The sequence below is a fragment of the Dehalobacterium formicoaceticum genome (assembly GCF_002224645.1).
GTDB classification, from domain to species: Bacteria; Bacillota; Dehalobacteriia; order Dehalobacteriales; family Dehalobacteriaceae; genus Dehalobacterium; species Dehalobacterium formicoaceticum.
Map to the genome: position 1 here is coordinate 2,360,567 of NZ_CP022121.1, position 14,641 is coordinate 2,375,207.

11 protein-coding genes are annotated in these 14,641 nt (G+C 39.8%); 9 read left to right on the plus strand and 2 right to left on the minus strand.

What is annotated here, in order from left to right; all coding sequences use genetic code 11:
* The first annotated feature begins 57 nt into the window (after positions 1–57).
* From CEQ75_RS11460 to CEQ75_RS18685, 3 genes are all read left to right on the plus strand, one after another.
* Positions 58–432 carry a winged helix-turn-helix transcriptional regulator gene (locus tag CEQ75_RS11460; RefSeq protein WP_089610758.1) on the plus strand — a complete coding sequence of 125 codons (375 nt, stop codon included), beginning with the start codon at positions 58–60 and terminating at the stop codon, positions 430–432.
* 23 nt (positions 433–455) lie between these two features.
* Positions 456–1,370 carry a nucleotidyl transferase AbiEii/AbiGii toxin family protein gene (locus CEQ75_RS11470; protein WP_242965472.1) on the plus strand — a complete coding sequence of 305 codons (915 nt, stop codon included), beginning with the start codon at positions 456–458 and terminating at the stop codon, positions 1,368–1,370.
* Between the two features lie 437 nt (positions 1,371–1,807).
* Entirely contained in the window at positions 1,808–2,701 is an 894-nt protein-coding gene (locus tag CEQ75_RS18685) for an LVIVD repeat-containing protein (protein ID WP_089610759.1), read from the plus strand.
* Between the two features lie 204 nt (positions 2,702–2,905).
* On the opposite strand, the gene CEQ75_RS11480 is transcribed toward CEQ75_RS18685, so the two are convergent.
* Positions 2,906–3,469 carry a TetR/AcrR family transcriptional regulator gene (locus CEQ75_RS11480; protein ID WP_089610761.1) on the minus strand — a complete coding sequence of 188 codons (564 nt, stop codon included), beginning with the start codon at positions 3,467–3,469 and terminating at the stop codon, positions 2,906–2,908.
* Between the two features lie 186 nt (positions 3,470–3,655).
* Here CEQ75_RS11480 and CEQ75_RS11485 point away from each other — a divergent pair, with 186 nt between their 5' ends.
* The 6 genes from CEQ75_RS11485 to CEQ75_RS11510 all read left to right on the plus strand — a co-directional run bounded on the left by CEQ75_RS11485 (position 3,656) and on the right by CEQ75_RS11510 (position 13,223).
* Positions 3,656–5,581 carry a heavy metal translocating P-type ATPase gene (locus CEQ75_RS11485; RefSeq protein WP_089610764.1) on the plus strand — a complete coding sequence of 642 codons (1,926 nt, stop codon included), beginning with the start codon at positions 3,656–3,658 and terminating at the stop codon, positions 5,579–5,581.
* 442 nt (positions 5,582–6,023) lie between these two features.
* The gene (gene ltrA, locus CEQ75_RS11490) at positions 6,024–7,370 is read left to right on the plus strand and encodes a group II intron reverse transcriptase/maturase (RefSeq protein ID WP_089610017.1); all 1,347 of its coding nucleotides are present in this window, start codon (positions 6,024–6,026) and stop codon (positions 7,368–7,370) included.
* A gap of 133 nt (positions 7,371–7,503) precedes the next feature.
* Complete coding sequence (locus CEQ75_RS11495) at positions 7,504–8,262, plus strand: transposase (RefSeq protein WP_089610766.1); 759 nt, start codon at positions 7,504–7,506, stop codon at positions 8,260–8,262.
* Between the two features lie 43 nt (positions 8,263–8,305).
* A complete protein-coding gene (locus tag CEQ75_RS11500) occupies positions 8,306–10,030 on the plus strand; it encodes an ABC transporter ATP-binding protein (protein WP_089610768.1) in 1,725 nt (574 codons plus the stop codon).
* Positions 10,030–11,859 carry an ABC transporter ATP-binding protein gene (locus CEQ75_RS11505; RefSeq protein ID WP_089610770.1) on the plus strand — a complete coding sequence of 610 codons (1,830 nt, stop codon included), beginning with the start codon at positions 10,030–10,032 and terminating at the stop codon, positions 11,857–11,859. Before CEQ75_RS11500 ends, CEQ75_RS11505 begins: the two co-directional genes overlap by 1 nt.
* A gap of 173 nt (positions 11,860–12,032) precedes the next feature.
* Complete coding sequence (locus tag CEQ75_RS11510) at positions 12,033–13,223, plus strand: IS256 family transposase (RefSeq protein ID WP_420828418.1); 1,191 nt, start codon at positions 12,033–12,035, stop codon at positions 13,221–13,223.
* Between the two features lie 224 nt (positions 13,224–13,447).
* Here the strand turns inward: CEQ75_RS11510 and CEQ75_RS11515 are convergent, their stop codons facing one another.
* Positions 13,448–14,416, minus strand: a complete 969-nt coding sequence (locus tag CEQ75_RS11515; RefSeq protein ID WP_089610774.1) for a putative RNA methyltransferase — start codon at positions 14,414–14,416, stop codon at positions 13,448–13,450.
* Between the last annotated feature and the right edge of the window lie 225 nt (positions 14,417–14,641).

The following is a 14,641-nucleotide window of genomic DNA, read 5'->3' on the forward strand; positions in this document are numbered from 1 at the left end:
CCGGAAATATTCTTGCTATACTTTACTGGGCTTTCAACATTGTAAGGAGTTAGAATTATGTATGAACCAAAATTAGAAAAAGATATCCGCTGTCCCTTAGAATATGGCCTGCAAATATTCGGCGGAAAGTGGAAGTCACGTATTATCTGTGTGCTTGCTGAGAAAGAAGTACTACGTTACAGCGCTTTAAGAAAAGAGATGACCAATATAACTGATGCCGTTTTGGCGTCAACATTAAAAGAATTGATGAATGATGACATTGTGAATCGGAAGCAATTTGATGAGATTCCGCCTAAGGTTGAATACAGCTTGACTGAAAAAGGAAAATCAGTATTACCGATCTTGCAGAATATATGCCGATGGTCAGGTGCTTATCATAAAGATGATAATGAAAAGACACTTTTGCAATGCCAGAAGTGTGATTATATATAAAAAAGGGAGGGATGGTGTTGATAATGGGACAAACCATAATTCCTGATGAAATTAGGCCTTTCTTTTGGGATGTAGATATTAATAACCTCGACTTAAATGACCATCAGAAATATATTATCGAAAGGTTGCTTAATGAAGGGGATCATCGAGCTGTAAAGTGGTTATTTCAAACATTCTCATTAAAACAAATTAAAAATGTCGTGCTGCAAAGCAGGGGGCTTTCGTTGCAAACTACCCTTTGTTGGCAGAATTTTTTTCAACTAAAGGAAGAAGAAAATGGGATGTTTTGGAACGTACTCGATGAAGCCAGAATGGAAATACTGCGCAAAATTATTGAAATCGAGCCTGTTCCCAGATCTTTCTTGTCTGGTGGAACGGGTTTAGCATTAATGCTTGGACACAGGGAATCTATTGACTTTGACTGGATTACTCCTGAAGTGTTTCAAATTCAAGAACTCATAGATAAGTTAGCCATGATCGGTAAGGTTGAAATTGCCGATACGGCTGAAGGGAACTTCCGTGGCTTTATTGATAATGTGAGGGTGACCTGGCTGCACTGTCCTAATCCCATGATGGATAATCTGATAGAAGAAAAACAAATACCGGGACTAAAAATTGCATCATTAAAGGATATCGGACTATTGAAATGGATTGCCTTAAGCCAACGTGGGGCGCGAAATGATTTTGTTGATTTATATTGGATTTGTCAGCAAAATGTCAGCTTGGAGCTTTTATATCAGCTGATGCCACAGAAATTCCCGGGTATAAATATTAATTATTATCATTTAATTAAAAGCCTCTCTTATTTCAAAGATGCAGAAAGGGAATTAATGCCTGTTATGAGGGGAGATCCAAACTGGGAAATTATCAAAGAATATTTTAAAAATATGCAAAGGGAATTGTTGGAGAAAGGAAGGCAAAGATCAATTGGCTCTTAGGAGCACATCATCACCCTTCGGGGGGACAAGGGGGGGGACAAGGGGACAGGTACCTTGTCCCTTTAATTTCTGGTAGAATAACATGGAGATGAAAAAATGCCAAGGTGTGCAGAATACTAAGTGAAAGTGAAATATACCATATTATGCTTCGGGGTATGAACAGATAATCACCAGGATATTAAAAAGTGTAATTAACCGAATATTTTTATCATGATCTATTTGATATATATGACAGAATAAAAGATATTGATTCTCTGCTGTAATTAAACAGCAGAGTTTTTTTGGGGGAAAATTCTTAATTCCGTATCTGGATTCACGAATTCTGTCGTAAACTGTAACAACGGAACAAATTTAAACATAGTATATTGTAGGGAAACAGATAAAATATGGTAAAGGCTTGTACTATGAAGTAATAATTTTTGAAAGGAGGAAAAACGATGAGGGATATTAAAAAAAATCTATATGTAACAAATACCGGTAATGATACTACTGAAATTTATAATATTAATAGCCGTTCAAATCCAGTTCGCATCAGTGAATTTGGTGCGGGAGATTTATCTGCTCCTTGTGGAATGGCTAGAAAAGGCAACATTCTTTATATTGGAAATTCTCGCGATAGTACTGTAGAAATCTATAATATAGGCCGCCTTACTATGCCAAAGCGTATAGGCCAGTTTGGGCAAGGTGACTTAGCGAACCCTAATGGATTAGCAATAAAGGAAAATGCTCTATATGTAACGAACCTTGTTGATTCTACAGTAGAGGTTTACGATATATCCGATCCGCGGCATCCAAAACGTGTCAGGGAGTTTGGGGCTGGAGAGTTACACCGTCCTGATGGGTTGGCGGTTAACGGGAATATTCTTTATGTATCAAATTCTGAAGATGCGAGTATTGAGATTTACAATGTCTGCAATCCTTATAATCCAAAGCGTATCGGTCAGTTTGGTAATGATACGGAAATAAGCAATCATATTGGCATGGCAATTATTGGAGAAATACTTTATGTTGCAAATTTTCAACTTATTCATGCAAACACTATATCTATTTATTGCATATCAAACCCTAAGCACCCTGAGTTTATAAGTAGATTCGGTTCAGGCTTTTTAAACGGCCCTGTTGAATTGGCGATTACCTGTAATACCCTTTATGTGTCTAATTTTAATAATAACACGATAGAAGTTTTTGATATATGTGAACGTACTGCTCCTGTACATGTAGGGGAATTCAATGCAGGAAATTTAAATCGTCCATTTGGATTGCTTATAGTAAGGGAAGAAGTATGCATGAAATGCGGGTGCAAATGCATTAGGTTATTCAGCGAGGATTAAAAAGAATATCATTTAAATTATTGAAAAATTGCCGGTTTAAGTTTATTGTTAATATTAAACTGGCGATTTTTTTGGTAGGGGACAATAGGACAGGCACCTTGTCCCCCAAAGCTTCTTTTTCTGAAACATAAATTATGCACAACAGCAAGCAAGGCAAGGCACTCTACGGTTTAATTTCGTATAGTGCCTGTTATTTTTTTAACCCTATTGACCTGAGATTCTATTGATACCGCTAACCTCTAAATAATACTGGGCTGTCTCTTCGGGTGTATATTTCATTTTATTATCAATCCACCATTTTACTGTTTCGGCAAAACTACCTGCGAGGTGGTTTAGCACGAAATCCGCAGGGGCATTGACTTTTATCTCATTTAAATATTTGGAAAACATCTCTGTAAGGTACCCCTTAAAATATGCCATAAAGAGTTCGCCGCTTTCGCAGGATAATACGCCCACAATGTTTTTTTCGCTGTCTTTTAAATGATGGAGGATATGTGTGAGCTTTGTTTCAAGCTCGTTGTTTCCATCCGAAAAGTCATGGGTTTTCTCTGACATGAGTTCATCTGAAAATACATGGCAGAAAATATCGGTACACATTGCCTTGAGCAGCTCGTCTTTTGTTTCAAAATGAGCATAAAAAGTGCTTCGACCAATATTCGCTACATCAATGATTTCCTGTACCGTTATATTGCTGTACCGCTTTGTCTCAAGTAGTGCACTGAGTGCCTTGAAAATTGCATCTCTTGTTTTCTGTTGTCTTCTATCCATTATAATACCTCTCGTATATAATACCTCTCGTACAAATATGAAATAATGTTCAGTAACTTACAAAATGACCATTTTGATTATTGTAGATGGCATCACATAGCCATATAATCATAATGAACACAATGTTCGATAACAAATAAATTGTACCATTGTTTTACAAACAATGCAAGGGAGGGTTTTTATGAAATGAAAAGATTAAACGATTTTTTTGCTGGATTACCTATGACTATAGCAGGTGGTGTGTTTCTGGTCGCAAGCCTAATTCTGATGTTAATGAAAATTGAAGTTCCCGTTGACCCGGCGTGGGTGTCGGTTATCATCTGTGGGATTCCCCTTCTGTATCTGGCAATATGGAGAGTCATCTGCAACAAAGGCATAAACAAGATATCTTCAGCGCTCTTAATATCCATTGCCATGATTGCAGCCATCGCCATTGGAGACATTTTTGCAGCGGGTGAAGTCGCATTTATCATGGCGATTGGTGCGATTCTGGAGGATAAAACCTCCGAACGATCCAAAAAGGGTCTCAAGGAACTCATTAGCCTTGCTCCGCAGCAAGGACGCAGAATTAATAATGGGAAAGAAGAAATGATAAACGCGGAAGCAATCAAAGTGGGTTATATTCTGCGAGTTCTTCCCGGAGAAATCATTCCTGTTGATGGGAAAATCATCAGTGGAAATACATCGGTCGACCAGGCTATCATGACTGGGGAGTCGCTACCTGTGGATAAGGAAGTCGGTGACAGTGTTTTTTGCGGTACCATCAACCGTTTTGGAGCCATTGACATGGAAGCAACAAATGTTGGTGAGGACAGTTCATTACAGAAGCTGATTCGTATGGTTCAGGATGCTGAAAACAAGCAAGCGCCAATCCAACGTATCGCAGATAAATGGGCAACTCGGCTTGTGCCGGTAGCATTGTTGATTGCTATTGTGACGTATTTCGTTACTCAGGACATCGTCCGTGGTGTTACCGTACTGGTAGTGTTTTGCCCTTGTGCTTTGGTTCTGGCTACTCCTACCGCCATTATGGCCGCCATTGGGCAGGCTACCAAACATGGGGTCATCATCAAATCCGGTGAAGCACTGGAAAAGATGGGCAAAGTGGATACCATAGCATTTGACAAGACTGGGACACTTACCTTTGGAAAACTTGAGGTTAGTGACACGATTTCCTTCACCCAAGAACTGGATGAAAATGAGCTGCTTGCTTTGATTGCTTCTGCAGAATCCCGCAGTGAACACCCTTTAGGAAAGGCAATCGTCTTACATGCCAAGGTAAAAAACCTTGTTTTGAAAGAGACATCAGGATTTCGTATGGAAGCAGGTAAAGGAATTTATGCTAATGTCTCTGGTTGTAAGCTGCTCTGCGGCAGCGAGAAATATTTAACAGAAAATGGAATTGACATCCCAAAACAGGTTCGTGATACTCTGGATATTTTGCGCAATCAAGGTAAAGCTTCGCTTCTGGCAGCTGCAGACGGGATTTGCGTGGGTGTGGTTGGTCTCTCCGATGTACTGCGCCCTACGGCGAATGAGATGGTCGCTGAATTGGGTGAGATGGGGACACAGACTGTACTGCTTACCGGTGACAACCGCAGGACAGCTGATTATTTTGCAAAACAAGCAGGCATTACCTCCGTGCGGGCGGAATTGCTGCCAGAGGAGAAGGTAGAGAACATTGTACAATTGCAACAGGAGGGCAAGTCGGTCTGCATGATAGGAGACGGCGTGAATGACGCTCCTGCCCTCAAGACGGCATCGGTAGGCGTAGCGATGGGAGCCATGGGTAGCGATATTGCTGTGGATGCCGCAGATATTGCCCTGATGAGCGATGATATTTCAAAAATTCCGTATTTGAAACGGCTTTCCAATGCGACAGTACGCACTATAAAATTCAGTATTGCCTTGTCCCTATTTATAAATTTCGTGGCAATTTTAATGTCATTTATGGGATGGTTAACTCCTACGACGGGTGCTTTGGTTCATAATGCAGGTTCGATATTAGTAGTTTTGATTGCAGCGTTACTATACGATAGGAAATTTGGGGACAAGGGGACAGGTAGTGCGCCACGCAGGGGCGCATCATATAGTGGGTGGGAATCCCACTGAGTAAGATTTAGCAAATCACTCATAGCGAGTCTTGGACATCATCGGGTAACTTATGATGTTAAGCGTAGACAGCAAGGTAGTAGGCCGAAACGCAAGTTAAGGGATGGAGCCCCGAAATCCCAAATGGGAAGGTTGATACTTTTACCTGAGTAGAAAACAACACTAGTCTATTCGCTATGCAAGAATAGCCTAGCTTCCCCGGGGTCGGTGACCTTGGCATGCTATACATGGTTATGATGCGTCAACGTGGGAGGCCCTAAGCGCTCTTTACACAGAGAAAGTAAGGCTAACAAGCGATAAGAAAGTTAGGAGGCCGAACGCCTTAGGGAGTCAGATTACTGCATAGTACTGATGAAACAGGGTAATGCCTGTAGAGGGAAGGCGGTAACACAACATCGACCTTAAAAGAGAAACATAGACTACACCCGGAGGTAGAAGAACTATGGAAACGAAACTGGCAAGGATAGCAGAAGTAGCGAAAATGCATCAGCAAGAAAAGTTTACATCACTGGCCCACCTTATTAATGAAGAGACAATCAAACAATGCCATGATGGAATGAATGGTAAGAAGGCAGCCGGAGTAGATCAGAAGACGAAAGCGGATTATGAATTAAATCTGGACGCTAATGTGCAAGATCTCATAGAACGAATGAAACGGCAAGCCTACAAACCTCAACCAGTAAGGAGAACTTACATCCCTAAGCCGGGAAGTGACAAGAAAAGACCCCTTGGAATCCCAGCATATGAAGATAAACTAGTACAGGCGGTCCTTGCGCAGATACTCAATGCTATATATGAACAAGATTTTCTAGAATGTTCATTTGGATTTAGACCTGATCGAGGATGTCATGATGCTTTGAAAGTGCTGAATAAAATCGTCAACAAGAGGAGAATCAATTATGTAGTTGACACAGATGTAAAAGGATTCTTTGACAATGTTGACCAGGGATGGCTCATGAAATTCTTAGAGCATAGGATAGCAGACCCTAATATATTAAGACTCATCGCACGATTTCTAAAGTCCGGTATAGTTGAGGCAGGCATAACTTATGATACACCTGAGGGAACCCCTCAGGGAGGAGTCGTATCCCCCATTCTTGGGAATGTTTACCTGCATTACGTACTAGATTTATGGTTTGAGAAACGGGTCAGGAAAATCTGCAAAGGACAAGCCTACATGGTAAGGTATGCTGACGACAGTGTATTTTGCTTCGAATACGAAGAGGATGCCAGGACATTCTATACTGAGTTGATAGTACGGTTGAGGAAATTTAACTTAGAAGTGGCAGAAGAAAAGACGAAGATTGTTTGTCTCAATGAACGTAAGGGTAATAAACACAACGATAAGGATGATGGGGGACCCGGTAGAAAACATACCAATAGCTCATTTGATTTCCTGGGATTCACACATTATCTTTGGGTCAGTGACAAAGGCGTTAAGTACATTCGAAGGAAGACGAGTAAGAAGAAATTTAGGGCTAGTCTCCTTCGGTGTAAGGAATGGATAAGAAACAATCGACATATGCCCAGTAAAGACTTCATGAAGAAGCTAAGAATTAAGCTACAGGGATACTGTCGATATTATGGTATTACAGGCAATAGGGAAGCAGTCTCAAATTACATCGATGAAGTCAAGAGATTGGTATACAAATGGCTAAATCGGAGAAGTCAACGTAAGAGTTTCAATTGGGACAAATTTAACCTATTTCTTAGGAAGTATCCATTACCGAAACCGCAAACCTATGTAAACATATTCGAGTTAGGAGCAGGTCAAGGCTATGTTCTGTAAATGGTGGAGTGAAGAGCCGGATGCCTTAATAGGGCACGTCCGGTTCTGGGAGGGCTTGGGGCCGTAAGGACCCGGCTACTCGATCCTTGTCCCCTGAGTTTATTTCTGGTAGAATAACACTGGGGTGAAAAAAATGCCAAGGTGTGCCAGAAAGCCAAGTGAAAGCGGAATATACCACACTATGCTTCGAGGTATAAACAGACAAGTAATTTTTGAAGATGATGAGGATAAGGAAAAATTTATAGAAACAATATTGCATTATAAATCCATAAGTAATTATGAACTATATGGGTATTGTCTCATGGATAACCATGTCCATTTACTAATTAAAGAAACATCAGAGCCAATTTCAATGATCATAAAAAGAATCAGCAGCAGTTTCGTTTATTGGTACAACCGGAAGTACGACAGATGCGGGCACTTGTTTCAAGAACGGTTTAAAAGTGAGGCAGTAGAAAGCGAGGTATATTTTTTAACTGTACTTCGTTATATACATCAGAATCCATTAAAGGCGGGTTTAATAAAAAATATTGAAGCATATAAATGGAGCAGTTATAATGAATATTTAGGAAAACAAACAGAAGTAGATATCGATCTTACCTTAAAAATATTTTCTAAAGATAGGATCAAAGCTATTGAATTATTAAGGAAATTCATGAATGAGTTTAATGAGGATAAGTGTTTGGAATATGAGGGAAAATACCTAATATCAGATCAGGAAGTCATATCTTATTTTGCTCAGCATGATATTTCTGACATTAATAAACTAAAGCAACTAGAAATAAGTAAAAGAAATAAGATCATAGAAGCTGTAAAATCTAAAAAAGGGGTAACAATTAGGCAATTATCCAGAATCACCGGGATATCAAAAAGTGTAATTGACCGGATATAGGGACGAGGTACCTGTCCCCTCGTCCCCCCTTAAGGAGAAATATATGAAGCAATTATTACCATTAATAAAGAAGTATATGGTATTTGCAATATTAAGCCCATTATTTATGATTTTGGAAGTATTGGGAGATGTAATTATTCCCTATCTTATGGCCAAAATCGTTGATGTAGGTATTGCAAATCAAGATATAGACTATATTGTAAGAATTGGCATGATGATGATCGGTGTAGCATTAATTGCTATGACCTTGGGAGTGGCCAGTTCCTTTTTCGGTTCAAGTGCAGGATATGGATTTGCAGCTGAAATAAGACAAAATGTATTTGAAAAGGTGCAGAGCTTTTCCTTTGCAAATCTGGATACATTTCAAGTATCTTCCCTGATCACAAGACTCACAAATGATTGTAATACCATCGGGCAGGTAACGATGATGAGTCTTAGAATGGCAATCAGGGCACCGTTTATGATGATTTTTGCTCTGTTTATGGCATTTAAAGTAAACTCATCCTTGGCAAGGGTGTTTTTAATTTCATTGCCGCTTTTAACGATAGCAATTACTGTTGCCTTAAGCAAAGCGCGACCGCTTTTTCTTATACTTCAAACTTACGTAGACAAGGTAAACGGGGTGATTCAGGAGAACTTGACCAACATAAGGGTTGTTAAGTCATTTAATAGACAAAGCTTTGAAGAATCAAAGTTTAAAGTAAAAAATGATGGCCTCATGAATACGGCACTTAAAGCCATTACCTATGTAATCCTTTTAATGCCAATATTTAGTCTAATTGTTTATTCTACGATCATTGCCGTATTATGGTTCGGCGGAAAGCAAATTACATTAGGAAGTATGAGCGGCGGAGCCCTGATATCCTTTGTAACATATATTACACAGGTTCTGATGTCATTGATGATGATATCTATGTACTTTATGAATCTTTTGCGTGGTTCAGCTTCTGTATCAAGAATTGTTGAAGTATTAAATACCGAATCAGAAATCAAGGAAATATCAAACCCTGTTAAGGAAGTGAAGGATGGTTCAATATCCTTTGAAAATGTAAGCTTTATCTACCCGGGCAGCTCCGAATTCACGCTTAAAAATATTAACTTTAGCATTAGCTCCGGAGAGACCTTGGGGATTATTGGTTCCACGGGCTCATCAAAATCTACTCTGGTTCAATTAATCCCCAGACTTTACGATGTAACTGAAGGAAAGGTAAAGGTAGGAGGAGTAGATGTCAGGGATTATGATCTAGAGCTTTTGCGGGATAAGGTATCATTTGTATTACAAAAAAATACCTTGTTTTCAGGTACGATTAGAAGCAATATGAAGTGGGGCAACGAAAATGCCGCTGATGAAGAGATCATAGAGGCATTAAAACATGCACAAGCCTGGGAATTCGTATCTAACTACGATGATGGTTTAGACCATATCGTAGAGCAAAATGGTGATAACTATTCAGGCGGACAAAAGCAAAGACTGACCATTGCCCGTGCTCTGATGAAATCGCCAAAAGCCATCATACTGGATGATTCTACCAGTGCAGTGGATATGACTACTGATGCTAAGATTCAAAAGGCATTTAAACAGGATCTGGCGGATGTGACTACTATTATCATAGCTCAGAGAATCTCATCAATCCAGCATGCAGATAGGATCATCGTCATGCATGAAGGGAAAATAGAATCGATCGGTTCTCATGACGATTTGATACAAAAATCTCCAATCTATCAAGAAATATATGAATCACAGCAGAAAGGAGTGATTGGAGAATAATGGATAGAAAAAATAAAGCCACATTCAGACCAAGGGATCCAAAGAAAACATTATTAAGGTTATTTAGCTACTTTAAATTTTATAAGGCTCTATTTGTCATTGGGATATTATCCATAATAGTTTCATCTTTGATGGAAGTATTTACAAATGGGATGTTAAGCCCTATTATCGATGTATTTGTGAGCGGCGGCTCTATCAACGATGCCATAAGATTTATCCTCATCATGATAGGTTTTGTACTGTTATCTACCCTTGGCCAGTATATTGGAAATCGAAATATGGCAAGGTTGGCGCAAAAGATTATTCATAAAATACGTGCAGATATGTTTGAGCATATGGAAAAACTGCCTATCTCATACTTTGACACCCATTCTCATGGTGAATTAATGTCTACCTTTACAAATGACGTGGATATGTTGAATCAATCCCTGGAGCAGGCAGTATCTCAAATCATCGTATCCATCGTAACGACAATTGGTACATTCATAATGATGTTAATTATTAGCCCTGCCCTTACCCTTGTCGTGGCCATTATGTTTATCTTGATGTTCGTCATTATTAAGATCATCGGTTCAAAATCTGCTTATTATTTTAGGGATCAACAGCTTAGACTTGCCAATATGAATGGTTATATTGAGGAGATGATGTCGGGACAAAAAGTGGTTAAGGTGTTTAATTATGAGAATCGAGCAATAGAAGATTTCAGAAATAGAAATGATCAGCTTAGAAAATCATCATCCCGGGCTGCTACATTCGGCGTGATGTTAATGCCGATAATGGGGAATCTAACATTTATGCTCTATTCCGTAGTAGCTATTCTGGGCTCCTTTATGGTGATTCAGAAAACCCTTAGTATAGGTAATATTGCTGCCTTTTTACAATTTACCAGGACAATATCAAGACCGATAACCATGGTATCTAATCAGCTTAATACATTGTTTGCAGCCCTTGCCGGAGCTGAAAGAATCTTCGCCATTCTAGATGAAAAAGTGGAAGAGGATGAAGGAGATGTGGTGCTTGAAAGGGATTGCCAGGGAAAGGGCGGCCATTGTTGGAAGGTTCCTAATGGAGCTGGCAGCTTTGATTATATACCGGTAAATGGCGATATCGAATTTAAGGGTGTGGATTTTGGCTATGTTCCCGAAAAACAGGTCTTAAAGGATATCAATCTTTATGCAAGACCCGGACAAAAAATTGCCTTTGTTGGTTCAACAGGAGCTGGAAAGACCACCATCACAAATCTAATCAACAGATTCTATGAGATAAACGATGGGACAATTCTATATGATGGAGTGGATATCAAAAGAATAAATAAGATGGATTTAAGAAGCACGATGAGTATAGTTCTTCAGGATGTTCATCTATTCGAAGGAACTGTAGCCGATAACATCAGATACGGCAGACTTGATGCCACCGATGGGGAAGTAACGGCGGCAGCAAAGCTGGCCAACGCCCATTATTTTATTAAGCATCTTCCTCAAGGCTATGATACGATGCTAACTGTAGATGGACTGAATCTGTCTCAAGGGGAAAGACAGCTACTATCAATAGCAAGAGCAGCTATTGCCGATCCGGAGATTTTAATCCTGGATGAAGCTACATCCTCTGTGGATACAAGAACCGAAAAGCTAATATCCGAGGGAATGGATAAGCTCATGGAAGGAAGAACAACCTTTGTCATCGCCCATAGGATGTCAACAGTTCGTGATTCCAATGCCATCATGGTTCTGGAACAAGGGGAGATCATAGAGCGCGGAAACCATGATGACTTAATGGCACAAAAAGGAAGATACTATGCACTAAATGCAGGAACACTTGAATTAGAATAATTAATCAAATGATAAATAATAAATGATAAAAGGGAATCGACCCCTTTTATCATTTTCTATTTTACTGAGTTGAGAGGCTGAATATTAATCCGTGTAAATGGTAATAATCTCCACATAAAACAAATGGAGGTTATCATATGAAAACATCTAAGAACAAACTCACGGACAAAGAAATGGAATTGGTAAGTCTGCTGATGCAAGATTGCCAAAGCACGGGTGATATACAGTCAAAGCTAAAACGACTATTTGCTGGTTCTATTGAGCAGATGCTAGAAGCCGAGATGGATGAACATTTGGGCTATGAAAAACATTGTGTAGAGGGTAATAACAGTGGTAATTCGCGCAATGGTTACAATCGCAAGACTATTATAAGCGATTACGGGGAAAGCGAAATAGCCATACCCCGTGACCGTAATGGTGAATTTGAACCAAGAATCCTTGGAAAGCGGCAAACTCGAACTGATGAGATTGAGCAAAAGATAATGGCTATGTACTCTAAAGGAATGTCGCAGCGAGACATTGAGGATAATCTGCGCGAGATATACGGGGCGGAAATCCCTCAAACCTTGATTTCTAAGATTACAGATAAAATTCTGCCGGAAGTGAATGAGTGGCAAAACCGCCCGTTGGAAGCGATTTATCCGATAATATATTTTGATGGCATTGTGTTCAAAAGCCGTAAAGATAGCCAAATTATAAACAAGTGCGTCTATTCAGTTTTGGGAATTGATATGAACGGCCAGAAGGATATTTTAGGGATTTGGATAAGCGAAAACGAAGGAGCTTCATTTTACGCAAGCATTTGCTCCGACCTTAAAAACCGCGGTGTTACGGACATTTTTATTGCTTGCCACGATAACCTAAAAGGGCTTGGAGAAGCCATAAACGCGGTATTCCCAGAGACCAAGCAGCAGTTATGCATAGTGCACCAAGTACGCAATTCTACTAAGTTTGTGCAATACAAGGATAGAAAGCAAGTCTGTGCCGATCTAAAGAAAATTTACGGCGCGGTAAATCTTGACGATGCGGAGTATGCAAAAGAGGAATTTCGGGAAAAATGGGATAAGAAGTATCCATCTATTATGCGTTCCTGGGACGCAAATTGGGCTGAACTTACAACGTTTTTCAACTATCCTGAGCAAATCCGGCATTTGGTTTATACAACGAATGCGGTGGAAGCATACCACAGAATGGTGCGAAAATTCACGAAAGCAAAGGCGATTTTCCCCACTGACGACTCGATAAGAAAGGTTGTTTTCCTATCGGTCAAAGAAATCGCTAAAAAATGGACGCTGCCAGCTCGTAATTGGGCGATGGCATACAGCCAGATTATGATTTACTTCGCAGATAGATTTACGGCTTAAAAGCTGCATGGGGGCTCTGCCCCCAAACCCCCGAGGTTTATACGCATTGGACTTACCGGTAAAATGTAAAACAGCGAACATAAGCCCGCCGTTTTACCGTATAAGTCCGTAGCAAGCGTGGGGTCGCTCCTCAGCGTTGCCCTGATTATGCTACAATAAAAGTATTAACAAATTTTTGGATGATTATTCCGTTTACACTAAAGGATGTTCAGAACCTGAGTTGATTAACGATTCTTTTTAAAGTCTAATTTTTTGGGCATACCAGCAATAATAGTAAAAGCCCCAGTCACCCTGTTAATACCTATTTCAGATACCTCCTGCATCTTTTCCTCTGAGACACCCCAGGACAAAGGGGTCATTTTTATTAAATGGTGCAGCTCTTCACTGTTTAACTTAAACTCATAATTAACCTTTTGGGTGTCAATGATATGGAAATTTTTGCTGAAAAGATCAAGCACCATTTTATTCGAATATAATTCTTTGTCGGTTTCCTGATAAAAGGCCGTTCTTAATTCTTTCAGATAATCACTGTCCGGGACAACCTTAATCAAGATCCCTTCATCACCAATAATCCTCTTAAATTCCCCATAATTTGCCGGAGAAAGAATGTTTAAGATGACATCAAACTGCTGATCCATAAAGGGAGTCTTAGCCAGGTCTGCGACAAGCCAGAAGATATCCTGATAATTTTTGGCGGCAATTTGGATGCCTCCTTTGGAGATGTCGATGCCCACGCCCAAAAGATGAGCTGTTTCTAAATATTCCTGGTATTCCTGATGTTCCTGATCATTTAAACCGTTGATAATCCGAGCTAAATGAAAACCTTCACCGCATCCCGCATCCAAAATCTTGATCGATTTAGTTTTGAGATCGAGAGCAGAAATACTCCTGTTATCAGAAATGCTCCCGTTATCAGATATAATCTTTCCCATCATCTGCACCACAGCCTCGATTAATGGATCGAAGAAGCCGGTTTGGGATATGATATTTCTGGATTGAAACAGTTTTTTATCATATTTTGAATTACCATGATTTTGCAGGAGATTGACATACCCTTTTTTGGCAATGTCAAAGCAATGGTTATTCAAACAAACAATGCTTTTGTTACCTTGAACAGACATCCTGTCTCCGCAGACAGGACATTTGAGCATGGCGATGTTTTCGCTGATGATAAGTTTATCTTTCTCGGTCATAGAATCTACTCCTCATATTTCCCTTTATCTGAAACAGTTTTCGCTTAATCAGAAATTATTTCAGCCTACCCGTCATTTCGTATCTCATGCAGGATCTTAATGATTGCTGCCTGATGGTTTATTGATCGGTCATCAATGGCTATCAATGGTTATTCTATCCTTTAACGATCTAAAGAGCAAGATAAAAGGATGCCAGCGGGACGGGGGCGGGACGGGGGGACAGGT